The sequence below is a fragment of the Alkalimonas amylolytica genome (assembly GCF_900107845.1).
GTDB classification, from domain to species: domain Bacteria; phylum Pseudomonadota; class Gammaproteobacteria; order Enterobacterales; family Alteromonadaceae; genus Alkalimonas; species Alkalimonas amylolytica.
This window is the reverse complement of record NZ_FNRM01000007.1, coordinates 19,299-45,899: the sequence shown is the minus strand read 5'-3', so window position 1 is coordinate 45,899 and position 26,601 is coordinate 19,299. Positions and strand designations below refer to the sequence as shown.

Here is a 26,601-nt window from a genome sequence, read left to right as displayed (position 1 = left end):
CTTTTTTAAAAGTAAGTAAGTTCAGTTTCCGGGAGTTCAGCTAAAGCGGCTTCCTGCTCCGGATGAAGCTTTAATGCATTTTGTGAGGTGTTTGTCGTACATAAATACCAGGGCCCCTGCTGACGATAACGCCAAACAACATCGCGCACATCAGGGACACGGTGCGGGCTTAACCACTGGCCAACGCCATACGCAGATTCAACAAAACAAAACGGATATTGCGGATCACGGCTATTGGCAACAGCGCCAGCAGGATAAAGCGCTGAAATCGCTTTATAGCCGGTGGTGATCGGCACCAGGTAACCTTTGTCCAGTTTAGGCACCCGCACCCATTCAACGGCATGCTGCTCTGTTGATGAGTCAACATCCTCTGCTGTGACCGCCTGATAAGTTAACGCAGCAAAATTCAGCCAGGCATCCAGCATAGTGGCATTAGGCTGAGTCGCGATTAACTGCTGATAATGCTGCTTTAACAGCTCTGAGCGATCCGTTAATACAAAACCCGGCAGCACTTTTCGCAGCAATTTGCGGCTTAACGCCTGCTCGTCATCATCGCTGTACAGGCTAACGCCTTTGAGGCAAATCACCTGGCCACCAGCCAGCTTTTGTCGTTGCGCTAGCACAGTAAGTGTTTCAACTAACTGTTGTTGCTGGCTGCTACTAAATGCTTTGCTGGATTCCAAAATCAATGAAACGGTAAGGTGCATCCGTCCCTCTTCAACAATGGGTGCTGTCTCAGCGTTGCCATTCTTTAGGATTAGAGGGTTGCGGGTTAAGGCAAACACGTAATCCCCCCAACCGCTAGGCTGATAAGCCTGTACCTGATGCTGATGACACACCACGGCACAGCCGGTTAGTTCAATACCAAACTGTTGCTGTAACTTACGCGACAGTGCGTGGGTATAGCCAAGGAAATGGGTAATGGCCGGAAAGCCATAAGTAAAACCGGCAATGCAGTTGGCGTTTTGTACTTTAAGGTGTTCCAGCAAAATATAATTGCTCATACCGCTACCTCCGCTTGTGACTTGCCAGCAGAAAATACGCTTGTGCCAAGCTCATAGTCACGTAGTCGGGGCGACAACAACTTCGCCCAATGCTGATATTGCACAGTGCCAAACACCAACCCGTCTTGTTTCAGGGCATAGTTCAGCTTGTTATTTAACCAGCCGGCAAATGCCGTGCAAATGTCTTGCTGCCAGTTGCTGGTAGCTCTTTTTTGCTGAAATTGCAGGTCTTCGCACCAGGCATCCAGCCACAGCTGCTCTGCTGGGTTTAAAGTGCAATCTTGCTGGCTCCAGCCCGCATGCTCAGTTAACCCCTGCACTTCAGCCGCATAATTTAACAATCCATCAATAAGATCATTTGCGTAAGCGGCGATATTACGGCGAATTTCTAAAGTACTGTCGAGCCCTTTTACACTAAGCAAGTAACGTTGTAATTCTTGTAAATCACGCCATACCCGGCGGTTAAATTCACGGCCAGAAAATATAGATTGTTCATTTAACGGTGGTTTTAACGTCGTCTTCCAGGATGGCGGTGCACAGTTGAGTAAGTAGGTTTTGCCCGATCTCAAATGATTCAACAGCGAAATGTTTCGAGGATGAGCACCGCCAAAAAAAGTAGTGGCCAGTTTAGGAAACTCTGTAACAGCTAGTTCTGAGTAAAGTGATTTGCTCTTTGCGTAACGCCCCTTTTTACTGCTTTCACTCCATTTCGAGTTATTTATCTTTTTAAACAGTTCGTGAGCAAGAGATGAAGAAGTCATTGGCGAAAGCAGATGATATTCATCACCTGAAACGGGAAAATATAGCTGCTTCATCTTTTCAATAGCTTTCAAATCATGCTCGCCAAGCCAGCACGCGAGCCCCTGCCCCCACTCGTGGACTTTCTCAGTTGAGTTACTAAAGCAGTTAAGCCATTCAAAATCGTTAGAGATCAGCCGCTCAAAAACAGTCTTACCGCTAAAATTCACATGGAAAAAAAGGGCAATTCTTATCAACGCGCCATTACTGTAAGAAATTTCATATTCATTAAAGCCAGAGTTATCAGTCGATAGATAGTCACCGCCCTGCGCCGGTTCCACACAGATACCAGAGTATTCATTTTCTGGATGACTGAATTTGGTTGAGTGCGTGACCTTAGCCATCCTTTTCTTACAATTCAATCCGTTCTGAGCAACGTTATCAAACCAAGCTGGTATTTCAGTCAAAAGCGAGAGCTCCCTCTGCTTAACCAACTGCGTCTGAAGTGCGCTGATGACTTGCTGCAACTTCGTGGCTTTTGGATCATCCAGTTTGAGTTTAGAAAACTCCTTTTGCTTTTCATCAAGCTTCTTCCTAATCGGAAATAATACAGAATCTTTTTCGACCACCTCGAAGTATTCGAGGATTGACGCAATAACTTCAGTGTTCATTTAATCTCCTTCAACGCTATACACGCCTAAAACCGGGTGGTAATTCCACTTTTCGGCATTCTGTTTTATTCTTAAGCGGATCTCACCGAATTGCTTACTTGCCTCTTCAAGTGTGAGCCCCATTTGTTCTGCACGCTGCTGATATACCGAAAGCGCATCCAGCGTAAACCAGGCATGGTTGCCTTGCGTTGGCTGCCAGCTTTCAGTGACAAAGTTTTCTGCTTCGATATATTCCAGCGGCCAGACAGCATCATTAATCCGCGTAAATATTGGCTCGACATCTTCTTCCGATAACATCAGACAGTAAGGTTCATCAGGCGATGATTTACGAAACGGCTTTCTCCTTTGTAATTCAGCACTCCACGTTGCATCATGCTGCCACCACCTTGCGGCGTAATCAGGTGGCCATACAACGTTTTTAGGTAATGGCATGTTGGGCTGAGGAAGCAAATTCTGAAACAACGAAAAGTGTTCAAACAACACCAAGTTGCTTAATATCTTTGAAGGCTGTAATGACGGCTGCGTTATTCGTGGCAATGCATTGATAGCCAGAAATGATTCTTCAGGCAAAATTTCTTTAAGATCATGGCTATCAAGCCGTAAATCGTCTCGCTCAAAGCCAGGCTGGCAGTATGCAGGTTTTAGCTTCCCAAAACGATCTGTAGATGCTTTTAGTGCCCTGTAATTTTGAGACAAAATCAGTAGGTTATCACTGCTTGCTGGTTGCTGCCTGTGCCGCTGAATACGACCAGCCAGCTGAATTAATGAGCGCATTGAACTTGGTTCGGCGATAGCCCAGTCATAATCGTGATCCCTACCCACTTCGGCGACAGACGTCGCCAACACAACAAACAGGTGATTACCTTCCGGGTATTCAGCTAAAGCTTGTTTAATTTCGGCTTGTTGCCAAAGTGCCGAGGTATTGTAACGGGTCAGTGCCGCATCCAATTTTTGCTCAATAGCAGAGCGAACGACCAAGGGGTACTGGCTGTGGTACACACAATAATGGATACGGTAATCAGCCGGCACTGTCATCTGCAGCAACTGCTTCGCAACAGCCACCATAGGGTTAATATTGGCCATACGCACCAGGCCGATAGATACTTTTTTCCCAGCAGGTGCCACTTGATGATGCCCATGATGTAACTGACAAATGCTCTGCTGAATCAGGCTAGCCAACTTGCTGATAATCTGAGCTGGATTTTTGCTGCTGGCGGTAACCTCCAGTAAATTGGCTTTACGCACTAAAGGCTGAGTTGCCAATGCCTTAACCCGCTTTTCAACAAATGCCAAATGCTGCTGCATAAGTTGCTTTTTATCCACACACTCTGCTTTTACGGCAGAAAACTCATCAAACCAACCACAGATAATTGGCTGCTGGGTTCGTCCGTCAGCATTTACTGCATTAAAGTGCTCTCTACCGGTGCGATAGGCCTCAAACAAAGCACATACCAGTACTGGCGGTAAGGTAGCTGATGAAAGCAGGACTCTTGCACCTAGCATTCCGGCCCAGTTGACCAACCTGCACAGCGCCGGCAAATCAGCAGTATCGAAATCATCGGGTTCATCCAGCACTAAATCTGCCGTTAGCAACCGCAGCATAGGAGCGATTTGCTTCCCACCACGCACACCTTCCGTTGCTGGCATCAGATGATCAATAGTGCTTACCAGTACAGGCGCACTTACTAGCTGGTTTAACTTGGGGCTGCTGTTTAACCAGTCTTTTAAACGGCCATCATACACACTACCCTCATAACTGACGTAAAGATGCTCTGCAATGGGATCAGCCAGTGACTCACTGCCACTGCTATTGTTGCTCATAGCCTGTTCTGCTAGTTGTGCTTGCTTATTGATGTCATGCAATTGCTGAACAGCAGCTGAGCCTATCAGTACAGCAAGATCGTCATCGGTTAGGTGCAATCGCTCTTTTAGCGCATCACCGGTTTGTAACGTTAAAGTTCTTAGTCCCAGTGCCACACTAAAGCGGCAACCCAGCTTTTCATCAGCAAGGCCATACATAATTCGGGCATTGGCAAAGGTTTTACCCTTACCTGTGCTGGCCATATTGATACCGAAAAACCCCTGGGAAACGCTGCTTGTACGCACAGAGCAGGCCAGGTCATACGCTTTATCCTGCCAACGAAACTTTTCCTGCTTAGCCCGTTGTTTAAAACCTTTATGCCGGATAATCGCTGGCAAAGTATTTTTTAATGTGGGTAAATTTCTGGCCAGTAAATAGGCATTCTGGCTAACACCTACATTGTGCTCATCCAGCTTCTGCTTCAGCGCTCGGGTTTGCCGATCAGAATTGGCAAAGGCCGCATAATTCGCATCTTGCCATTTCTCTGTAGGTACTTGGGCAGAATAGTAGTGATCCGCCAACATTAACGATAACCTGGCAAGATGGCTGGTGAAACGTTGCTCAAACCAATCACTTTCAAACAATTTATGGCAACGAAGTGCGCGCACTGCTATTTCACCAGCTTTTTTCCGCCAGGTTGCACTGAGCAAAGGCGTGCCATATTCAAAAAACCAGTTTTGCTCACGTCGCTGTTGCTCACAACTCTCAGCACTGTTTATTGAATTCCATAACACATTAAAATCATCTGACAGCCAACCTTTAATAGTGCTTAAAGACGGCGACATATTTGAGTTTTTCGGCGAAAATACCGGTAACCGATGATGTGATACGATTAACCATGCCACTAATCGGGAAACTGATGCTAAACCGGCAAATGGCTCCAGCAGGCGCTGTTCCGGCATGTCTTTATGTAGTTTGACTAGAACGTGCTGCTCAAACCCAGCCGTAATATTGGCTAATTCAGTAAGCCATTGCTTATCCGTTTTACCGGCAGTAAATGCCTGAAATAGCCGCAACGATACCCATTCATGGCGATAAGGCTCATAACCCGCAGTTTTTACTTTGGGGTCTATTTTTTGCTGAAACAATAGATTGGCTTTACCAAAATCATGAAACAACCCAGCAATAGCAGCCAACAAGGCAATAACCTCGGCGTTATGCCAGCTGTTTTCATCCTCACTACGCAGAATATTGCGCAACGTCATATTGGTTGGTGTAGCACCATCAATATTAAATTTTCGCTGATTACCAACCACCCATAACAGTTCGGTATGGTTTTTACTGCGGATCCAATGACAGGCAACAGCCGTATTTCGCCGAGCCGTCTTTTTTAGCAGCTTACGCAGTACATCAAGCCCTTGAAGCGTTATTGGTGTTTGCCATGTTCTGTCGCCACGCCGTTCAGCAAACTGGTCAATGATCCGCCGGGTTTCATTCAGCGCATTTTTTGAGCACTGCGATACCAACATGATGTTCATGATTCGCCACCATGTATTACTGCAATTTCTTTCAAACAATCGATTATGTAGTCCAGAGCCTCAGCTTGCTGAAAATTGGTAATACAGTTTTGCCGGAACTCTTGGTCGTCATCACCGTTCATCGCACTGATAAAGGCTTGGGGTAACACTAATGCATCTTTGATTAAATCAGCGGCATCAAACACTAAACCACCACGGCGGGTTTTGCCATGCAACACGGAAAAACCATGAGGCAAACCCAACACCCAAGTGGCCGTAGCGCCTAACCCATAGGCCAAGTAATTGCCGTGGTCTAAAAAACGATTAGCAGGATCGATACCATTACCACCTTTGGCTCGGGTAAAGCTTTCATCATGTGCCAGAGTATTGCAGGCGATTTTATACAGTAGCTTGGTCAGACGGGCTTCGGCCAACATGAGTTGCTGAGTACCATCGGCTGTATCGACATCTTGGCGAAATCGAGACAAAGCAGATGTTAACTCGCTTTCACTAACCACAAAGCCGTTATCAATAAATGATTTGTTTTTTAACCAATGCCTTAGCGTAAAATCAATCCTAAACTGCTGAATCGTCTTAGCTGCCTGTAACCGTTTGCTATCATCAGGCCAGAATTTTAACCATTGCTGTAAATACTCACAGGGCCGGTACTCGCTTTGCGGATTAAACCAAGCGACCTCTACTTCAACATCATTGACACTAAATAGTGGCGTACCACCACCGCCGCAAAAGCCGACTAAAACACCTGCTCGCGCTAATTCCCGCATTGCCGCTTGAGTCACAGAAGTGCCGGTCCCCAGCAATAAACAAGTTGTATTAGCGATGGGGATATTCCAGTACAGCGACTGCTTTCCTTCATCAGTAACATACTCGACCCGGCCACCTTTCACGAGTAACCGGCAATGCTGCAGGTAATACATATTCGCCCGCTTGGAGTGCAGAATGCTCTTTAAATCGGATGGCGAAAAGTTATCCATCATCAATCCTCTGTTTGCCTACTATCCACTCTACCCCCTCCCCCAACCAACACAACCACTGTACAGAAACCCACGTAAACTGACTTAACGGTTCTGTGATAAAAACCGGATAAATCAGCTGAACAACCAGGGTTTGACGTCATGTAGGTTGGCAAGCTCCAGCTGCTGGGCTTCGGGGATGGCGTCCAGCGTTTTTACATTGACTTGCATTTGCTGCAGCAGGTACTGCGCCAGGGCAGCGCGGGTGGTCAGGTGCAGCTGGCCGTTGTGCATTTGGTAGTCGTGTGCCAGCACGGCTTGTTGTTCGGGGCTGAGCCTGCGGTCGGGTACCAGGTGTAGGGTGATTTCGGTATGCCAGGCGGCATCGTCGGCTCCGGTTTTCTCGGCCGGGCCCAGGAGCTCCGCTGCACCACGAAAGTGGCTGAGCACAAAGTCGCGGTACTCGCGGTGTTTCTCGCACCAGCCACGCAAGTGCCAACGCAGGCCGGTATTGATTAGGGTATGCGGGCTGATAATGCGGCCTTCGCGGTCTGGGTTGGTCAGGGAAACGTAATCCACTTCAACCCGTTGCTGCTCGCGCAGCGCCTGCACCAGCACACGGATCAGGCTGGCACTGACCTGACGGGGCGGTAGCTGCAAGGTAGCACTGTTGCCAGGTGTTGCCTCGCCTGCTTGCTCGAAACAAGCGGGGTTCTGCACCCAGCGCAGGTAGTGATCAATATCTGGGGTATGCAACATCGGCCGAAAGCTGGTTGAGGCACGGTAGGCTTTGTTTGGCACCACAGGCTGCAGATTGGCGGGGTAAAGCTCGGCGTAACGCTGTAAATCTTGCCAGGCTTGTTGGCGGCTGACGCCAAACTGCGCCACCAACTGTTTGTTTTGAATTTTCCCTTCCCAGTACAAGATAAAATCGATAAAGCGTAACCGGCTTTGCTGCTCGGATTTATGCATGCCACCTCCTGTGCTGATTCCCTGGATCCTTCCTAAAACCACTTTACGACAGTCTGGTGGAAATGCAAGTGCTTGATCACCCTATGCAAAGAGCCAGCTATTGCTGCTGGCTCTTTGTGTATCAGGTCACCGATTGATCGGAATTTGCTTTACCCCATCAGCACTGCTTTCTTTGCGCGCCATGGTAATGCTGAGCACGCCGTCTTTTAGCCTGGCATCGATGCTGTTGCTATCGGCATCGGCTGGCAGGGCCAGGGTACGGCGGAAGGTGCCGTAGCGGCGTTCGCTGCGGTAGAAGTGCCGGTCTTTGTCTTCCAGCTCTTGCTTGATCTGACCTTTGATGGTCAGCACATCGCCTTGCAGATCAATGGCCAGATCAGACTCTTGCAAACCAGGTACCTCCAGCCGGATGCAGTAGTTCTGATCGCTGGCGGATAAGTCCAGACTGGGTTTGAACCAGTCGTTGCCGCTAAGCAGCGGACTGCTGCCAAACAAAGATGGTGCACCAAAGTGTTTAAAGGCATCATCAAACAAACGGTTCATCTCTTGATGAAACTGCAGCATCGGATGCAGCGGTGCATTCGATGGCTCCGCAGTTTGAGTTCGCTGTACCGGAACCGACGGCTGTTCGGCATCTTCATGCTGAAACCAGTTCCACGGATTCAATTTTTGCCAGTTCATACGTCCTCCTGTTACAGGTTGTATCACATGCAATATAGGGATCGCTGGTCAATTTTCAATCAATTCTGCCAAGAAAATACTGCGCTGGATCAAGCAAAATACGTGTTGGTGAAAACAAAAAGGGCTGCTCACTAGCAGCCCTTGATTCAGATGGCGCCTGCGCCGGCTTAGGCGACTTTTTCTGCCTTATGTTCAATGGCGGTGTTGCCGTTGGCACCCTTGATGGCGATTTGCTTTGGTTTCATTTTCTCTGGAATTTCTTTCACCAGACTCACCGTCAGCAAACCATGATCCATCGAAGCGTCGACCACTTCGACAAACTCGGCCAGATTAAATTTGCGCTCGAAGGAGCGGGTGGCAATGCCGCGATGCAGGAACTGACGTTTTTCCTTGCTGTCGCTGTCTTTGCTGCCTTTGATAGTCAGCACCCCTTGCTCGACTTCGATGCTTAGATCGTCCTGCGTAAAGCCAGCTACGGCCAGAGTAATGGCATAGCGGTTTTCATCCAGTACTTCTATGTTGTAAGGAGGGTAGCTGTTGTTGCTTTGATCCGAACGCAAGGCGTGATCCAATAAAGAGGCAAAACGGTCGAAACCGATGCTGCTACGGTACAATGGGCTAAAATCGATGGTGTTCATAACATATTCTCCGAAAAGCAATACGAGTTGTGATTAAGGGCACTCTCTTAGAGACCTGCCCCGTCATCACTCTATGTAGGGTTTTCGGCGGAGCTTTCAAGTGAGCTCCAACAAATTTTTTTACTGCATTTGCTGCAGCAGTTGCTCAAACTGCTGCATGGACTCTTCATCCATGCCCATCATCTGCTGCATCAGTTCACCGGTTAATTTGGTGATGGTTTCTTTTTCTGCATTCGTCATGCACTGGTTTAATAAAGTGGTGATTTGCTTTAGATTATGCATTTCAGCTTCTTGTTCAGCGCGCTCTTCGGCTGGCATGTACTCCAGCATTTGCTGCATCATTTCCATCATGGGTTCCACCATCTGCAACGAGGTCCAGGCAAATTTGAAGCTCAGCTCGGTGTATTCGGCCGGGGTAAAGTTATGTTGCTTTAGCAGTTGCTCCAACGCGCGGCGATGCTCAGTGGTGGCCAGCTTGCTCAGGGTAGTGTCGTAGTGACGTTGCCAGTTGCAATGCGATTGCAACTCCAAGGTGCTGCTGTCTACTTCCGGGAAGCGGGCTTCAAGCGCTTCCATCTCTGGCAGCATGGTCAGATAGCGCTGCAGATTTTGCTTAGTAACCACAGTGCTGGCCTGCGTGGCTCCGATAAACAAGCTTAACAGGCAGCCAACAGCTAGGTTCATTACTTTCATTTGATGTTTCCTTCACGATTATCACGGGCTCGTATCGCTGTTATAGCCGTTTTTGCTGCCGGGCTGCAACTTTTATTGAGCCGCCTGGCTGCAACCGCTACACTGCCTTTTTTGTGAGACAGAGAATGGCATGGCACTGAAATCGACCATCTTCAAAGTAAAGCTGAATATTGCTGATATGGACAGAGGCTATTATGGCGATCATCAGCTGACCTTGGCGCAGCATCCATCCGAAACGGACTTACGTTTGATGGTGCGGATTCTGGCCTTTGCGCTGAATGCGAGTGACAGCCTGACCTTTACCAAAGGCCTAAGCTCAGAAGAAGATGAAGCAGAGCTATGGGATCGCAGCCTGAATGGTGAAATTGCACTTTGGGTGGAATTTGGCCAAGCTGATGAGAAGTGGCTGCGCAAAGCCTGTGGCCGGGCGAAAAAGGTGCATCTCTACTGCTATGGTGGCCGCAGTACCGATGTTTGGTGGCAGCAACAACAGGCTGCACTGCAACGCTACCAGAACCTGAGCATCTGGCAATTACCGGAAGATGGCTTGCAAGCTTGTCTGACGTTGGTACAGCGCCAGATGGAGCTGCAATGCAGCATTACTGAAGGGCAGATCTGGCTTAGTGACCACAGCCATAATGTTCATTTGCAACCGCAGCTGTTGAAAGAGTGAGCCCAGCTCGGTCAGTTTACGTTCAGTTAGGCTTTGTCAGCATGACAGCATTGAAAAAAAGCTGGTCGAAGCTATGATCATCAAAGCGAGTCTCACTTTATTTACCGCCGATGTTTTTGCCAGGAGCCGTTAACGCATGACTTACCGCAAGCGAGCAGTTACAGCACTCGGCCTGGTAAGCTATCTGGTGCTGGCTTTGTTGGCCAGCGTCAGCAGCCACGCTAAAGAAGGCAGTGTACTGACCATCCGTATTGCTGAGCAACAGCATGTGCTGAGCCTGTCTGAGCTCGAGCAACTACCGCAGCAACAAGCCCATTTTAAAGCTGCCTGGGGGCCTGAAGGGCTTTGGCAAGGGGTTTATCTGCACGATCTGTTGGTGCGTTTTAATTTGGAGCAGTATCAGGATATTCGTCTGAGCGCGCTAAACGACTATCGTATCCGTCTTACCCCGCAAGAAATTACCAACGGCAACCCTATACTGGCCAGCCACTTTGATGGTGAACCTATCCCGCTGGAACGCAATGGTCCCTTTATCCTGATTTGGCCAGATCAGTCGCAGCAGGTACTGGATGGCACAGCCCCTTTGGCCTTGTGGATTTGGAGCCTCACTGAAATACGGGTCCGGCCTTAATGCAACCATGGATCAAGCTGCGACTAGGTCGCCGCGCAGCTCTGCTGCTGTTGGCTTATAGCCTGACTGCCATGGTAGTGAGTGGTTGGATCTGGTTCACCAAACAGAGTTTGCAAGCGCGTCCTCCTATGCGCGTGGTGGATGTGTCCCGTCAAATTGAGATGCTCAACCGGGAAGTTACTCTTTATGTGCAGGCCTTGTCTGAACACAACAGCCCAACACAGGCCCAACTATTGTGGAGCCGGGTGCAGGCCCGACAGCATACCATTCAGGGTTTGCTACGCCATTTTGTTGACCTGGAAAGCAATTTCAAAGTGCTGGAGCTGCAAATCGAGCAATTGCGGCAGATGGTTGAGCATCACCCCGAACATTTGCCGCAAACAGGATTAACTGATTTTGTCGAATACATCCAGGAAGAGATGGATATTTTCGCCAGCGATGTGCATCGCACCATGCAATTGATTGTGGCCGATCAAACACGGCAACTCTATCGCTACAGCAGCGCTGTCGCCTGGTTAAGCCTGGCCATGTTCGTGAGTGGCTTTGTGCTGCTGACTCTGTTTATTTTACTAAGCAAACAAAACCAGAAGCTGGTCAAACTGGCTACTGAAGATGGCCTGACCGGGCTGCTGAATCGACGCAGTGCGATGTTGCAGGGTAAGCTGCTTGCCTCTATGGCACAAAGGAACCAGCAGCCGCTTGCTCTGGCATTGCTGGATGTCGATCACTTTAAACAAGTCAATGATGTCTATGGTCATCCCGCTGGGGACGCCGCCTTGCAAATGCTGGCTCAGGTATTGCGAACCTACGCCCGGCGCGATACCGATGTTCTGGCTCGCATTGGCGGTGAAGAGTTCTTGCTGCTCATGCCGGACACCACTGAGGAGGTAGCTGGGCAACTTTGTAAAGTACTGCTCCATGCTTTGTCAGATACCAAAGTCAGCCAAGACTACAGCTTTCAACTTACCGCCAGTATGGGTCTTGCGGTCAGTGAGCAAGGCTGCTATGACTTTGCAACACTGTATCGGATGGCCGATGCGGCTTTGTACCAGGCCAAAGCAGCCGGCCGTAATCAGTTGCAGATCGCAGAGCACGACTAAAAAAGCCCGCTGCAATGGCGGGCTTTCACATCAGAACCTCAACGTCATCAGAAGCTGTAAGATACCGAGGTATAGTAGAAGCGGCCAATGTTATGGTAAGAGGCTGTCGTTGCCGTTGTACCAGTGGTTACCCCTGGCAAACTGCGATCAAACAGGTTGTCTACCCCAAATGCCAGTTGCACGCCATTGGCAAACTCGTAACCCATTCGTAAGTCGGTGACAAAGTAACTGCCATAACTCATGATGTCGCTTGGATCCGGGTTAATAGCCAGCTCTTGTTGACGATACAAGGATGCACTGTCAATAAAGCGGGTTTTCCAGCTGGCACTCCAGGCATGGTAGCGGTAACTGATACTGAGGTTAGCTTGCCAGCGGGCATCCCCAACGGTACCCGCATACTGGTCAAACTCTTGCGGACTGTCCTGAAATGAGAAGGTTTTTCTGGAGTCCAGGTAAGTACCGATCAGCTTGGTATTAAAGCGGCCGCCCAAAGCATCAAAGTCATAACCCAGCTCAAAATCCACGCCTTCTGCCGTTAAGGCGGCTACGTTTTGTGTGATCGAGGTGATCAGCACCAGCTCATTTTGGTTATTACGCTCAATCAGCGCACAGAACTGATTGTTGATGCCGGTTTCTGCATCGACGCACTTGTTCAGAATATTCTGTGCCGATACCGACGAAATGGCATCGTCTATTTCAATCGACCAATAATCCATGGTCACACTAAAACCAGGCAGCCAATCAGGCTGATAGACCAGGCCTAGTGTATAACTGGTGGATTTTTCTTCTGTCAGGCTTGGGTTGCCACCGCTTAAACCTTCAATGGTCGAGGCCGTTGCCTGAGGATCAAAATCGGCCGGAATGCCAAGCGCAAGGCAATTGATGCGGCGGGTTTCACTTTGTACTTGATCCACGCCGCAAGGATCGGTAACCCGGAAGAAGGTTTGGTTCTGTGGGCCATACAACTCGCCAATGTTTGGCGCGCGCAGTGCTTCTGAATAGGTAGCCCGGGCCCGTAATTGCGAGTTCAGATGCCAATCCAGGCCAGTCTTCCAGCTCACCGCACTGCCAATGGTGCTGTAATCAGCGTAACGGACAGCAGCATCAAACACCAAGTCCTGGATCAGTGGCAAATCGGCCAGTAAAGGAATAGAGACTTCGGCAAACACCTCGTTAACTTCAAAGCTGCCTTTTTCATACTGCAGTGAGTTCAGAAAGGTTGCACCGGTCGCCGCAAAGCTGTCCGGCACACTTTCACTTTCTTCCTTGCGGTATTCCGCGCCCATGGAAACGCCCACATAGCCCGCCGGTAATTCAAACAAACCACTGTTGTTCAGATGACCGCTAAACACCGTCTGACGAATGGTGCTGTTGCTGTACGAGTTGGTGTTAAACCAGTTGCGTGCGGCTGCATTGATGGCATTATCGCCAAAGATACTGGTTGGCACACAACCATTGGCTCGCGCCAGCTCATCCCGGCAGACAATCTCATCGTTCACCACGATGGCATCGATGGATTGGGCAAAGTTGGTGCGGATCAGATTGTTGCGATTGATCTGTTCCAGCTTGGTTTCACCAAAAACACCGTACAGCTCGTAGCTCCAGTCCAGCCCCAGGCTGCCTTCAATGCCGGCAACAAAACGAGAGGTGGTTCGGGTATTGTTTTCCAAACGGCGACCAGCATCTTCCTGAAAGCGATGCACCTCAATTTCATTGATGCCGTAGCTATCCATCAGCTGAACCAAGCTTGGATCCAGATAGGCGTTATCACGACCGACCATTAGCGCGCTGTCGTACTCGAAGAAGGATGGCTGGCCTTCACTGTCGCCTTTGCTGCGAACAAACTTGGCTTCCGCATAAATCAGCGTATCCGGCGTCAGCTCGAAGTTCACCTTGCTATTCACATTAAAGCGATTAAAGGCTGGTTGCAGATCGTTGTAACGGCGCAGGTCCAGGAACTCGCACTCAGAACAACGCCCCCACTGGCCGTAAGTGGTGCCGAGATCCTGTGGGCGGACACTGCCATCCGGATTAAAAATAAACCAGTCGACACTGCCCGCCTCAGATACCAGATAAAAGTTACCTGCTGTAGAGCTGTCGTACCAGCCGGCATTCGCCACCGTGATGCTATCTGGAATGCCATCATGCACCCAATTGCCATCGGCATCGCGATAATCGCCATCGGCTGGGTTTCTTACAGCCATATAAGAGGTTCGGGTCTGACGACGCTGAGTCGCATTCATACCACGTTGGCCGGACACTTCGGCCGAGATGGCAAAATTACCCCGGTCCTGAGCGAAGTTGGTGCCAAAAGAGCCGGTTAGCTTGTGATTACGGTAGGGGTTGTCTTCCGCAGTTCCCAGCAAGGCATGCACATCAAAACCTTCGATGTTGCGCTTTAATTTAAAGTTCACCACCCCGGTCACCGCATCGGCACCATAAACAGCCGAAGCCCCACCGGTGATGATTTCAACCGACTCAATCCAGGCCGTTGGAATGGCATTGGTATCCACCGCAGCAGAGCCAGCACTGCTGGATACATGACGCTTACCATCCACCAGCACCAAAGTACGGGATGAACCCATGCCGCGTAAATCCAGTAAGCTCAGACCGGCAGTCCCAATAAATCTGCCAGAGTTTGCCAGCGAGTACGTAGCGGCTAGCGAAGGCAATACATTGAGTACTTCGCCTATGTTCATGGCACCGGTTTCTATCAGCTCGCGGCCACTGATCACGGTGACCGGTGATGGTGCCACAGCACCTTCACGTAAGATACGCGACCCCGTTACCTGAATACGCTCTGGGGCGGCCGTTTCGCTCAATGCTAGGGCATCGGCCTGCACCGTCATGATCATGGCGCTGCTGCCAAGCAAAGCAAGCTGAACAGCGCGGCATAACCGGCTGGTAGAATAGATATGAGACATAGGTTCTCCCTGAAAAAATGCGACCTTATGGTCTTTCAGTGGTTAAAAGACCTTGCCCGATGAAGGACAAGGATGATTTACCCAAAATTGGGGCGCATTGTAGGGAAAGGGGATAGCAAATCCAGCACTAAAGGCGCAGCAAGGTTTGTTCGGTGAATTGTTATGCAGCTTTAGCAGAATAACTATACAAAGTGATGATGTTTTCACCATCCTCACTTGATCGTAAAGAAGCTTAGAGCGCCGCTTGATAGCGGCTAAAGGCCTGCTCCAGATCGGCCATCAAATCCTCCGGATCCTCCAAACCAATATGCAAACGGATCAAGGGTCCGCTGTAAGGCCACTGGCTGGCGGTACGCAGCTTTTGCACATTCAGAGTTGGGGAGATCAGACTCTCATAACCGCCCCAGGAGAAGCCCATTTTGAAGTACTGCATGCCTTCCACAAACGCAGCGACGGCCTTGGCTCCGCCTTGCTTGAGTACAAAGGAAAACAAACCATTACTGCCGGAAAAATCACGCACAAAGTAATCGTGCCCCGGATTGCTGGCAAAGGCCGGGTGACGAACCGTTTCAACTTCCGGCCGCTGCGCTATCCAGTGCGCAATTTTCAGCGCATTCTGCTGATGCTGCGCCAACCGGACTCCTAAGGTGCGCAAGCCACGACTGGCTTGATAGACATCGTCGGCCGAAGCGCAATAGCCCAGAATGTAGCTGTGCTCACGCAGTTGCGGCCAGTACTGTTCATTGGCACTGGCCGTACCCAGCATCACATCGGAGTGACCAACAATGTATTTGGTGGCCGCCTGAATGGAAATATCCACCCCAAGCTCAAAAGGCCGGCACAGAATGGGCGACGCCCAGGTGTTATCCAGCAACGTGATCACGCCATTGGCTCGCGCCAGCTTGCAAATCGTTGGCACATCCTGCACTTCCATGGTCAACGAGCCAGGCGACTCCAGAAAAATCGCTTTGGTGTTCGGCCGCAGCAGGGCTGCAATACCAGCGCCGATCATCGGATCGTAATACTCGGTTTCTACCCCCATAGGCCGCAATATTTTCTCACACAGCGCCCGGGTTGGCTCGTACACCGAGTCCACCATCAACAGGTGATCGCCTTGCTGCAAAAATGACAACAAGGCACCACTCACGGCTGCGGCGCCACAAGGATAGAGCGCGCAGCCAGCACCACCTTCCAGCTCACAGATGGCCTCCTGAAAGGCAAAGTGCGTGGCAGTACCGCGACGCCCATAATAAGGCACTCTATCGCCTTTGCGTTGGCTGGCGTGGGCCAGTTCGGCCATGGTATCAAAGGTGATGGTTGAGGCGCGCACCACCGGCGGATTGACCGCCTGACCGGTCCACTCTTTGCCGCGTCCGGCCTGGATCAATTTGGTATTTTGTTTCATGCCACAACTCCCTGGAAGCGATAGTGTTGTCATGGTACTGCTTTTACCAGACCAGATCACCTGTTCGACCATAGTTAGACGGTAAATCATGCGCTTATGGTCTATGCTTTACTTCGAGACGTACCAAAAATACGACAATGCAGTCCGTCGTTGCTGATTAAGAAGCCGTAAAGGCCATCACTATCACCATTAAAATTTCACCAAGGATAGAGCAAAAAACAAGAAACTCGACATCCATTAGGAGAAACTGTATGCGTCATTTTCAATTAACCCCGCTGGCACTGGCGATGTCATCATTACTGGCGTCCCCCCTTCTGCTTGCCGATGATGATACCGGTGCAGACAAGGTTGAAACCATCGTTGTTACAGGTACCCGGGTTGCTGGCCGGACCATTTCCGATACTGCCGTACCGGTCGACCTGGTCCGTTCCGATGTACTGGAGCGCTCCGGTACCACTGAATTAAATCAGGCCCTGTCGGTAGCCTTACCTTCTTTTAACTTCCCACGCCCTGGCCTGGCCGACGGTACCGATACCATTCGGCCTGCCACACTGCGTGGTTTGTCGCCGGATCAGTCGCTGGTACTGGTGAATTCGAAGCGCCGCCATGCTGCGGCCTTGGTGAATGTTAACGGCACCGTTGGCCGCGGTGCTTCAGCAGTAGATTTGAATACCATCCCGATGGGAGCTATTAGCGCCATTGAGGTGTTGCGCGATGGTGCTTCGGCACAGTATGGCTCCGATGCCATTGCCGGCGTGATGAACGTTCGGCTGCGGGAAGCATCCGATGGCGGCTCGGTCACCCTGGGTTACAGCTACCGGGATACCAGCTACACCACCCCAACCTCAACACCTCCGGCAGGTGCCACCTGGAGTGCACCCAGTGACATTAAGCGCAGCCGCAGCGACGGTGAAACCATTACCTTATCGGGCTGGAAAGGCTTTGAGCTGGGTGACAATGGCTTTTTAACCATATCCGCCGAATACAAAGATCAGGAGCGCACCGAACGCGGCGGTTGGGATCATCGCCAGCAATACCCATTGCTCAGTGATGACAGCTTCGATCCACGCGAACAAACCATTGATCGTTTCAATGCATGGTACGGTGAGCCCGAGCTGGAGCAATGGACTTTATTTGCCAATGCCGGCATCACCACCGAGCATGGCAAGCTCTATGGCTGGGCCAGTTATCAAAACCGTCAGGCTACCTCCGGTGGCTTTTATCGCCGGGCCTTGGATGACCGAAATGTAATTGAAATTTATCCGGATGGTTTTTTGCCATTGATATCACCGGATGTGGATGATTTCAGTGCAGCTTTCGGTTACGAATGGGACTGGGGTGAATGGCAATTAGATACCTCTTTGGTCTATGGCTCCAACAAGATGGCTTTTACCATTGAAAACACCTTAAACCGCTCTTTGGGCCCTGCCAGTAAAACTGAATTTGATGCCGGTGGTTACAAGTACAATCAGTGGGTCTACAACTTATCAGGGGTCAAAGCCATTGATGTCGACGGGTTAGCATCTGCGCTTAACCTTGCTTTAGGCGTTGAAGCCCGCCGCGAAGCCTACTCCATCTTTGCCGGTGAGCCGGACTCTTACCGCAATGGTGGTGTCTTGCTACCCAATGGCAACCCAACCGCCTCGGGTGCCCAGGTATTTCCAGGCTTTCGGCCTGCCAATGAAGTCAGTGAAAGCCGCACCGCGGTCGGCGCTTACTTGGATTTAGAAGCCAATCTTACCGATGACTGGCTGGCATCGGCCGCCATCCGGGCTGAACGTTATTCCGATTTTGGCAGCAATTTATCCGGTAAGTTTGCTACCCGCTATGACTTCACCGATCGTTTTGCGCTGCGTGGCTCGGTGCAAAATGGCTTTAGGGCTCCATCCTTGCAACAACAAAACTTTACGGCCACCTCCACCAACTTTGTCGGCGGTATTCCGTTTGATATCACCACCTTTCCGGTCAATGCACCGGTTGCCGTTGCCATGGGTGCCAAAGAACTGGATGCGGAGAAATCCATCAACTTCTCACTCGGTGCTGTGATGCGCTTTGATGCCATCACCATCACGGTGGATGCCTACCGCATTGATATCGATGATCGCATTGTCCTTTCGGAAAATCTGCTGGCAAATGCCACCGCCCAGGGACAGGCCATTCGTGAGTTTTTTGATGAGAGAGGTTTCAACGATATAGGAGGAGGTCGTTTCTTTATCAATGGCGTGGATACGGAAACGCAAGGGCTGGATGTGGTGGTCAACTGGTCTACCATGACCGACAACATCGGTAACTTTGACTTTACCCTGGTGGGTAACTACAACAAAACCAAAGTCACCCGGGTACCGGAAACAGCAGAGCTGGCCGCACTGGACCCGGCACCAACGCTCTTTGCCCGGGTAAATGTACTCACCTTTGAAAAAGGAACTCCGAAAGACAAGCTGGGTGCCATCGTCAACTGGAGCCATGATCGCTTTGGTGCCACCCTCAAAGCCACCAGATACGGTGAGGTGCTAAACCCAAACGCAAATCCAGCCAGTGACTTTATTCTAAGCCCAAAAGTTTTGGTTGATTTGGAGGGTCGCTATCAGATGACTGACAGCATGCGGATTGCCTTTGGTGCCGATAACCTGTTCGACACTTACCCGGATGCATTTCCAGCGAGTTTGAATGGAACCGGCAATACGCCATTTTCCAACTACTCACCTTTTGGCCGGGCCGGCCGGATGCTGTATGCCCGTATCAGCTATGACTTTTAAGCCATAGCGTGCGATAAACCAAAGGCGCCATCTGGCGCCTTTATTTTTTATCCATTCAGGTCCGTTTATTGTGTCAGGCCATAAATCTCTGACAGCGGAGTTAAAGTCTCCAGCGCAGGCCTTGCAAAGTAGTACCCCTGTAGGTAGCGGACACCAGCCGATACCAGCCAGGCAAGCTCAGCGGCACTTTCAATGCCTTCGGCCAAGACTTTCGCCCCCTGCAACTCACACTGCGCCATGGTATCCAGCACGATGGCTTGCTGTGCCGGGTTTTGGTCAATATCGCGGATCAGCGCCATATCCAACTTCAGAATATGTGGCTTTAACATCTGCAGCCATTCCAGATTGGCATAGCCAGAACCATAATCATCAATAGCCGTTAAAAATCCATGTTTAGCATAGCTTTGAAAAATCCGGGTTAAGTGGCCTTTGTCTGGAATTTCTTCGGTTTCAATCACCTCAAAAATAATATGATCCTTGCAAAAACCATACAGCTCGCTGGCTTCCAATGTGGCTTGAATACAGGTTTCAGGGTTATAGACCGCATTGGGCATAAAGTTGATGTTTAGATAGGTGCGGCAACCCAGGCGAGCTGCCGTTTCAATGGCTTTGACCCGGCAGGCCTGATCAAAGTAATAACGGTTATCTTTGGTAATGCGCTCAAATACCCAGCCAGCACCCTGGCCTTCCGGGCCACGAACCAAGGCCTCGTAAGCAAAAATCGATTGCTGCTGCCAATCAATAATGGGCTGAAACGCCATTTTGATCTCAAAACCTAAGTCCTGACCACTTAAGCAATCTTTACACGTCTGCTGTTTAATACTGGCAGGAAAATCCATGCGCAACCTTCTACCAACCCATTTCTTCTCAGTATAGCCACAGATTTCAGCCAATTACAGTAATTACCGGCCTAGTTCAACCGATTTTAGTGGGATTCTGGCAGATCCAATGCCATTCGAAACAACCAGGCCAGCACCTTCATGCTCGCGAAACCAGCGACTTTGTAGCCGTCTAAACTGACAGAAATGCAGACTCCATGTATACTGGCAACCTCTGACGATGGCTGATCCTGCCGAGGAACAGCACCGTATGTTGACGTTTTGCAGTGAGCAAACCCGATGAAATACAAAGATCTGCGAGATTTTATCCAGCAACTGGAGCAGCGCGGCCAATTAAAGCGTATTGCCGTGGAAGTCGATCCTGTGCTGGAAATGACCGAAATCGCTGACCGTACTCTGCGGGCAGGTGGCCCAGCCTTGCTGTTTGAGAACCCGAAAGGCTCAAACATCCCGGTGCTGGCCAATTTATTTGGTACCCCAGAGCGGGTCGCTCTTGGCATGGGCCAAGAGGAAGTCAGCGCGCTACGCGAAGTGGGCAAGTTGTTGGCGTTTTTAAAAGAGCCAGAACCACCCAAAGGGTTAAAGGATGCCTTTAGCAAGCTGCCGATTTTCAAGCAGGTGCTGAATATGTCGCCGAAAAAAGTCCGTAAGGCCGCTTGTCAACAGGTGGTGCTGTCCGGTGATGAAGTCGATTTGACCAAGCTGCCCATCATGACCTGCTGGCCAGGCGATGCGGCCCCGCTGATCACCTGGGGCCTCACGGTGACCAAAGGGCCACACAAAGAGCGGCAAAATCTGGGTATTTATCGCCAACAACTGCTCGGTAAAAACAAAGTCATTATGCGTTGGTTATCCCATCGTGGCGGTGCACTGGACTTTTTTGAGTGGCAAAAAGCCCATCCAGGCGAGCGATTCCCGGTCGCTGTGGCGCTGGGCGCCGACCCCGCCACCATTTTAGGTGCCGTGACGCCAGTACCGGATACCTTGTCCGAGTATGGCTTTGCTGGTTTGTTGCGTGGGGACAACACCGAAGTGGTCCAATGCATCAGCAATGAACTGCAGGTACCGGCCAGTGCCGAGTTCGTGTTGGAAGGCTACATTGAAGCCGGTGAAATGGCACCGGAAGGGCCTTATGGCGATCACACCGGTTATTACAACGAAGTGGATGACTTTCCGGTGTTTACTGTGACCCACATCACCCACCGGGAAAACCCCATTTACCACAGCACCTACACTGGCCGGCCGCCGGATGAGCCTGCCATCCTTGGTGTAGCACTGAACGAAGTCTTTGTACCTATTTTGCAAAAGCAGTTCCCTGAGATTGTCGATTTCTATCTGCCGCCCGAAGGCTGTTCCTACCGCCTGGCGGTAGTGACCATGAAAAAACAGTACCCTGGCCATGCCAAGCGCGTGATGATGGGGGTTTGGTCTTTCCTGCGGCAATTTATGTACACCAAGTTCGTCATTGTCTGCGACGACGACATCAATGCCCGCGACTGGAAGGATGTGATCTGGGCCATCACCACCCGGATGGATCCGGCCCGTGATACCACCTTGGTGGAAAACACCCCCATCGACTACCTGGACTTTGCCTCACCAGTGTCTGGTTTGGGTTCCAAAATGGGGATGGATGCCACCAACAAATGGCCGGGTGAAACCGATCGGGAATGGGGAGAGCCCATAGTGATGGACCCAGCAGTCAAAGAGCGGGTTGATGCGCTTTGGCCCAGCCTTGGCATTGAGTTGCCCGAGCTGCCATGACTGCGTTTCGCATCTGCATTCAGCCGGCCGGCCTCACTTTTGAGGCCGAAGCCGGAGAAACCATACTGCAGGCGGCACTGCGCCACGGCATCGATTTTCCAAATCGTTGTCGCCAGGGTGTTTGCACCAGCTGTGTTTGCCGGTTGCAACGTGGTGAAGTGCGTTATGACCCACCCTCGCCTGTGACCGATATCGACAAAGCGCAAAATTTTACCTATGGTTGTTTAGCCTATCCGTTAACGGATCTGGTACTGCAGCACCCATTTATACAAGCCTAAAGAGACCAGCATGATTCAAACCCTGTGCACCGTAGATGCCATTACCCCGCTCACACCCTTTGTGCAAAAAGTCCTGCTGAGCCCGCAGCAAGCAGTCGATTTTTTGCCTGGCCAATACTTGCAATTGTGTCTTACTGAGCAGGACAAGCGTCCATTTTCACTGGCCTGCTTGCCGGATGGTAAGCAACTGGAGCTGCATATTGGTGCCTCCAAAGCCGATGACTACAGCAGTCAGGCGCTGAACTATCTGCAACAGCAAATGGATGCTAAACAACCGGTGATGGTTGAAGCCGGCCTTGGCCAGGCGCATCTGCGGCCAAGCGACAATCCGGTGCTGCTGCTGGCTGGCGGCACCGGCTTTTCCTATGTCTACAGCATGGCCAAAGCACTGCAGCAGTTAAAGCAGGATAAGCCAGTGTTTTTATACTGGGGCGTACGACAGCAAAGCAGCTTGTATTTGCTGGATGAACTGCAAGCCTGGGCGAGCAGCCACAGCAAATTTCGTTTTATTCCGGTAGTGCAAGACGCGGATGACAACTGGCAGGGCCGTAGCGGCCTGGTACACGAAGCAGTGCTGAATGATTTTGTCTCGCTTGATGCCTACGATATATACATCGCTGGCCCTTTCCCTATGGTAGGTGTGGCCCGCGATGCGTTCTTAAAGCAAGGCGCACATCAACAGCAAATGTTCGCTGATGCCTTTGCCTATATTTAATCCATAAAGCCCCGACCGGGGCTTTATAATTTATAACAACTGCTTTTTCAGAGCTTTCGCAGTGGCATTATTTTGCGCAATTGCCTGCTCAAGCATGGCCCAGCCCAGTTCTGTTTCACCATTTAGGATCCGTTGGGTACCACTCCAGGCCAGCACTTCAGGATCTTGCTGCGCAATCAGATACTGCTCCCAATGTGGATCAAATGCAGCCAGAATTTGCTGGGCCCTGCGATCACCATTGCGGGCAGCCATATCCCACCAATACCTCGCTGTCATATTGGCTGGTAGCTCCTGAATTGGCTGGATGTGTAATTGATAGCGACCACGGTGGTTCTGACTGCTCAGAATACGGTAACGACCGGGTGCGGCAGCAGTATTAATGGTTGCTGCCAACAGCTGTTCTTCATCCCAGTTAGATCCCTCACGCAGAAAATCAACCTGAGTAATACGCCCCCCGGACCCCAACTCGATATGCGCCAGCCCTACAAAGTCATCCAGCGATGCAGACAAACGAGACCTATCCCGAAACAGACTCAGATCAGGCGCCATATCCTGCTCACTCAGTTCATGCCTTACCTGCCAGCTTTTATTTGAACCCATAGCAACTAGCTCAAACAGGGTACCGAGCACTTCCTGATGTCGCGGTGAGCCGGCATTGGCAAAATCCCAAAGCTTGTCGTTATGCAAGAGTGCATGCACGCGTTGAAAATTCAAGTCAGCGTCCAATCTGAAGTCCATACGAACGCGCACGATATGCTTTTCACCGGTCGCTTCGTACTGCCAACGCCTGACGGCACGAGTCGCTGAGCGCTCAAACACCCCTTGCGGAAAGGCATCCAGCGTATCAATGGTCTGCACCTTACCTTCCTCATCCACTAAAAAACGCAGCATGACGTAACCGAACTGACCTCTGCGTGCGGCATCCACCGGATACTGGGGAGCAGGACGGCTAACTGGCTCCGGACCTGCAGTTCGTTGCGTGATGGCATCGGCACGCCGTTTTGGCAACTGAATACGCTGCTGCAATGCGGTATAGACTTGTTCTGCCTCTGATAGCTGCTCCGCGCTAAGTGCGTCGGATACCTGCTGGATAGCACTGCGAGCGCCTGGATGTTCCAGCTCGGCAGCCAAAAAGAAATAACCCAGCGCTGTGGCTTCATCCACAGGCTGGCCCTGGCCATGCAGTGCCATCACACCAAGATTGTAGGCAGCAGTTTCATTGGCCAATGGAATAAGCTCAACAAAACCTTGCTTTGCTGTAGCAAAATCTTGCCGTTGATACGCATCCAGCCAACTGGCCGCTAAGGAAGAGTGGGCCGCCAACAGCAAACAAAAGGGAAGGATCCATTTCACAGACAATCTCCTATAACAATTTGTTAAAATGATAGCTCCAACAGGAGACAAAAACAACCATTCTCTTGCCAAACTGGTCTAGCCAGTGCCGGTGTGGCACAATGCCGCTATCTTTGTTGACTATGAGCCTATTATGACGCATCTAACCGAAATTAAAGTTCGCGGCTATCATCTTGATATTTACCAGCATGTAAACAATGCCCGTTATCTGGAGTTTTTAGAAGAAGCGCGCTGGGGCTATCTGGAAGACAACGGCGATATTGAGTTTTTCCGGGAGCTTGGCCTGGCCTGGGTGATTGTGAATATCAACATCAACTACCGCGAAGCCGCTACCATGGGGCATACCCTGCAAATCAGTACCCATTTCAGTAAAATTGGCAGTAAAAGCGCCATGGTACGCCAGGAAGTACGGATAAAAGGCAGCAACCGCATTGCCGCCGATGCCGATATTACTTTTGTTTGCCTGGATCAAAAAACCGGCAAAGCGGTGCCGATTGAAGGGGCTTTAAAACAGCGACTGGAGCAGCAATTGCAGGGCTGATCCGGACACATTCAGTTTACTCTGATCGGCCCAAATGCCTGGAGCGGCGTTGCAGGATTTCCTGCAATTGCTGACCGGCACTTATTTCATCGCCACAGGGCACATACTTTGCAGCCATTAAACCATCAAAGCCAAAGCCGTCTACACTCGGATCACCGCTAAGACAGCCACGAGAGTTGCGTATAGGCTGACTGCCATCATGGATTTCCTGATAGCGCTTCTCTACGGTAATTTTGGGTTGCGCATGCCGTTGTAGTTGCTGTGTCCGATGCGCATTCGCCAAATCGCCTGTGCTTTGCAACTGTTGTAAAGCACGATCCATCATACTGCCTCTGCGTTCTGCAAGATTCCCGTCCAATGACTGGCTGCTGGAGGCAGACTCATCCGAAGGCTTGGGCAACCCAGTAGTAGGCGTAGTAGCATCAGCCGGTGTTTCGGTGTGCTCGGCGGTGATAGCAGCGGCTTCCTCCTGCATTTCTAAAGTCACAGCAGGTTCTTCAGGCTCTGCTGCGGAGACTACAGGTGGCGGCTGATAAAAATATGCCTCAATGGCCCTGGCCGGCTCTTCGGGTGAAAGGGGGCGCTGCCATGTGTGCTGCACCAGCAGTAAGCCAATCGACGCATGTCCCAGCAGCGCCAGCAGCAATGGCAATCGCCAGCGCTGCCAGCAAGGTACAGCGTGAACCCGGATCTGCCGCTGTTCGGATTCATCAACGGCATCGGACCATGATGGAGGCAATGATGACAAAGGTGGCTCTGACTGCAAGAAAAAGGTGCTGTATAGACAGCACTATCACGAAATAATTCATTAACAATCAGAGCTGAGCGAATATGCCGTTAATAAGGGTTGCTGGGTTGATAGATGGGGTTTTGCCGTCCATCCAGTGAGATCCGCAGCGGCGCCACCGAGCTTTGATGGGTGCCCAGCTGATAGTGATCACCCGGTGTCAGACGGTAGCGTAGCAGATCATCAATGATCACCGGCTTGCCGCACTCGGTTTGCCGAAAACGACTCTGTTCATCCGCCCGCAGTATATAAACCTCATGCGCCCCGAACACCTCGGTCTGACCATCGCGCGCTACCCACAGTGCGGTTTGCTCAGAAACCGCAATACCGGTCAATGCTTTTCCGGGGTGATGGGCTAAAAAGACCATCAGGCGCCCCATCCGATCCCGTTGTTTAAAGTGGGTATCGGTTAGCGAGCCAGCCAACATCGGAGCCTGTAAGAAATCTCCGCTAAAGCGAATATTGCCATCGCAAAAATCCTTCGCCACTTCATTGGAGACGGCACTGCCCACCCCATCCGGGTTATACACCACCTCGCCGAGAATGGCATTGCCCGCCGAGGTACCGCCAATGATGGCACCCTTGTGGTAGGCATAATGCAGTTTTTGCTGCAGCCGGGTATCCTGCCAGTAACGAATGTATTCGGACTGATCACCACCGGCAAACCAGATAAACTCGGCGCTTTGCACAGCCCAGGCGACATAGTCGCTGTTGGCTTTATCGCGGCTATCAACTAGGAGGGTCTCTACCGAAGCCGCTTCGGTCAACTGTTGCAGATACTGGTTATAGCCTGCACCACCACGGGTGCGCAACACCAGCACATTACCGCCCTGAATATACGGCCTGACTTTCTGGGCAAAAATGCTATCGACATCGGTACTGCCTCCCATCAGAATAACTCCGGCCTGCTCCGCGTCCAAAGGCACACAGACATCGCCGGTGTAGCCTACTGCATAACGAGTCAAGTTTGCGGGCAGCTCTGGGCGCGGACCATAGCCACAGGCCTTAGCGTTGGCTAAATCTTCCATCATCTGCAGCAACTCGGTTTGTCTGTCCTTGCTGCTGCAGCTCACGATTAATAACACCATCACCCCTAAGGTCAGGGCAGATACAAGGTTTTTTTGGATGAACATGATTCCCATAACTTCC

Annotated in this window: 22 protein-coding genes; 8 read left to right on the top strand and 14 right to left on the bottom strand. The window is 50.8% G+C overall.

The features are described 5' to 3' along the window. Positions 1-5 precede the first annotated feature (5 nt). From csy2 to BLW37_RS13740, 8 genes are all read right to left on the bottom strand, one after another. Positions 6-1,004, bottom strand: coding sequence for a type I-F CRISPR-associated protein Csy2 (csy2, locus tag BLW37_RS13775; RefSeq protein WP_091343857.1), 999 nt, complete (start codon positions 1,002-1,004; stop codon positions 6-8). After that, the gene (gene csy1 / locus BLW37_RS13770) at positions 1,001-2,413 is read right to left on the bottom strand and encodes a type I-F CRISPR-associated protein Csy1 (RefSeq protein WP_091343855.1); all 1,413 of its coding nucleotides are present in this window, start codon (positions 2,411-2,413) and stop codon (positions 1,001-1,003) included. Before csy1 ends, csy2 begins: the two co-directional genes overlap by 4 nt. Continuing rightward, positions 2,414-5,752: a type I-F CRISPR-associated helicase Cas3f gene (gene cas3f, locus BLW37_RS13765; protein WP_091343853.1), complete on the bottom strand. Its 3,339-nt coding sequence runs from the start codon at positions 5,750-5,752 to the stop codon at positions 2,414-2,416. Then, positions 5,749-6,726: a type I-F CRISPR-associated endonuclease Cas1f gene (gene cas1f, locus BLW37_RS13760; protein ID WP_091343850.1), complete on the bottom strand. Its 978-nt coding sequence runs from the start codon at positions 6,724-6,726 to the stop codon at positions 5,749-5,751. The genes cas3f and cas1f overlap by 4 nt, the downstream gene beginning before the upstream one ends. A 114-nt stretch (positions 6,727-6,840) precedes the next feature. Continuing rightward, a complete protein-coding gene (locus BLW37_RS13755; protein ID WP_091343848.1) occupies positions 6,841-7,677 on the bottom strand; it encodes a WYL domain-containing protein in 837 nt (278 codons plus the stop codon). A 126-nt stretch (positions 7,678-7,803) separates the two neighbouring features. Further along, positions 7,804-8,358, bottom strand: coding sequence for an Hsp20/alpha crystallin family protein (locus tag BLW37_RS13750; protein ID WP_091343846.1), 555 nt, complete (start codon positions 8,356-8,358; stop codon positions 7,804-7,806). Positions 8,359-8,525: 167 nt separating this feature from the next. Continuing rightward, the gene (locus tag BLW37_RS13745; protein WP_091343845.1) at positions 8,526-8,996 is read right to left on the bottom strand and encodes an Hsp20 family protein; all 471 of its coding nucleotides are present in this window, start codon (positions 8,994-8,996) and stop codon (positions 8,526-8,528) included. A gap of 120 nt (positions 8,997-9,116) precedes the next feature. After that, positions 9,117-9,689, bottom strand: coding sequence for a hypothetical protein (locus BLW37_RS13740; RefSeq protein ID WP_091343843.1), 573 nt, complete (start codon positions 9,687-9,689; stop codon positions 9,117-9,119). Between the two features lie 130 nt (positions 9,690-9,819). Here BLW37_RS13740 and BLW37_RS13735 point away from each other — a divergent pair, with 130 nt between their 5' ends. The 3 genes from BLW37_RS13735 (at position 9,820) to BLW37_RS13725 (ending at position 12,093) form a co-directional block, all read left to right on the top strand. Beyond that, on the top strand, positions 9,820-10,362 hold the full coding sequence (locus BLW37_RS13735; protein WP_091343841.1) for a YaeQ family protein: 543 nt from the start codon (positions 9,820-9,822) through the stop codon (positions 10,360-10,362). A gap of 136 nt (positions 10,363-10,498) precedes the next feature. After that, positions 10,499-10,993: a hypothetical protein gene (locus tag BLW37_RS13730; protein ID WP_091343839.1), complete on the top strand. Its 495-nt coding sequence runs from the start codon at positions 10,499-10,501 to the stop codon at positions 10,991-10,993. Continuing rightward, positions 10,993-12,093 (top strand): GGDEF domain-containing protein, encoded by a 1,101-nt coding sequence (locus BLW37_RS13725; RefSeq protein WP_091343837.1) that lies wholly within the window; start codon positions 10,993-10,995, stop codon positions 12,091-12,093. Before BLW37_RS13730 ends, BLW37_RS13725 begins: the two co-directional genes overlap by 1 nt. Before the next feature lie 47 nt (positions 12,094-12,140). On the opposite strand, the gene BLW37_RS13720 is transcribed toward BLW37_RS13725, so the two are convergent. Both BLW37_RS13720 and BLW37_RS13715 read right to left on the bottom strand, forming a co-directional pair. After that, positions 12,141-14,948, bottom strand: coding sequence for a TonB-dependent receptor (locus BLW37_RS13720; protein WP_425426632.1), 2,808 nt, complete (start codon positions 14,946-14,948; stop codon positions 12,141-12,143). A gap of 301 nt (positions 14,949-15,249) precedes the next feature. Then, complete coding sequence (locus tag BLW37_RS13715; protein WP_091343833.1) at positions 15,250-16,422, bottom strand: cystathionine beta-lyase; 1,173 nt, start codon at positions 16,420-16,422, stop codon at positions 15,250-15,252. Between the two features lie 251 nt (positions 16,423-16,673). Between BLW37_RS13715 and BLW37_RS13710 the strand changes: the two genes are divergently transcribed. Next, positions 16,674-19,178, top strand: coding sequence for a TonB-dependent receptor plug domain-containing protein (locus BLW37_RS13710; RefSeq protein ID WP_091343832.1), 2,505 nt, complete (start codon positions 16,674-16,676; stop codon positions 19,176-19,178). A 65-nt stretch (positions 19,179-19,243) separates the two neighbouring features. Here the strand turns inward: BLW37_RS13710 and BLW37_RS13705 are convergent, their stop codons facing one another. Beyond that, positions 19,244-20,017 (bottom strand): EAL domain-containing protein, encoded by a 774-nt coding sequence (locus tag BLW37_RS13705; RefSeq protein ID WP_091343830.1) that lies wholly within the window; start codon positions 20,015-20,017, stop codon positions 19,244-19,246. Between the two features lie 279 nt (positions 20,018-20,296). Here BLW37_RS13705 and ubiD point away from each other — a divergent pair, with 279 nt between their 5' ends. From ubiD to fre, 3 genes are read left to right on the top strand one after another with little or no spacing between them, the layout of a single operon-like run. Beyond that, a complete protein-coding gene (gene ubiD, locus BLW37_RS13700) occupies positions 20,297-21,778 on the top strand; it encodes a 4-hydroxy-3-polyprenylbenzoate decarboxylase (protein ID WP_091343828.1) in 1,482 nt (493 codons plus the stop codon). Then, complete coding sequence (locus tag BLW37_RS13695; RefSeq protein ID WP_091343826.1) at positions 21,775-22,056, top strand: 2Fe-2S iron-sulfur cluster-binding protein; 282 nt, start codon at positions 21,775-21,777, stop codon at positions 22,054-22,056. Before ubiD ends, BLW37_RS13695 begins: the two co-directional genes overlap by 4 nt. Positions 22,057-22,066: 10 nt before the next feature. Beyond that, complete coding sequence (gene fre, locus BLW37_RS13690) at positions 22,067-22,771, top strand: NAD(P)H-flavin reductase (protein WP_091343825.1); 705 nt, start codon at positions 22,067-22,069, stop codon at positions 22,769-22,771. A 30-nt stretch (positions 22,772-22,801) separates the two neighbouring features. Here fre and BLW37_RS13685 read toward each other — a convergent pair whose 3' ends face one another. Beyond that, the gene (locus BLW37_RS13685) at positions 22,802-24,124 is read right to left on the bottom strand and encodes a TonB family protein (RefSeq protein WP_091343823.1); all 1,323 of its coding nucleotides are present in this window, start codon (positions 24,122-24,124) and stop codon (positions 22,802-22,804) included. Positions 24,125-24,257: 133 nt separating this feature from the next. Here BLW37_RS13685 and BLW37_RS13680 point away from each other — a divergent pair, with 133 nt between their 5' ends. Then, positions 24,258-24,665 (top strand): acyl-CoA thioesterase, encoded by a 408-nt coding sequence (locus tag BLW37_RS13680; protein ID WP_091344122.1) that lies wholly within the window; start codon positions 24,258-24,260, stop codon positions 24,663-24,665. Positions 24,666-24,681: 16 nt separating this feature from the next. Here the strand turns inward: BLW37_RS13680 and BLW37_RS13675 are convergent, their stop codons facing one another. After that, entirely contained in the window at positions 24,682-25,413 is a 732-nt protein-coding gene (locus BLW37_RS13675; RefSeq protein WP_139243722.1) for a hypothetical protein, read from the bottom strand. 89 nt (positions 25,414-25,502) lie between these two features. After that, complete coding sequence (locus BLW37_RS13670) at positions 25,503-26,585, bottom strand: cyanophycinase (protein WP_171907625.1); 1,083 nt, start codon at positions 26,583-26,585, stop codon at positions 25,503-25,505. Positions 26,586-26,601 lie beyond the last annotated feature (16 nt).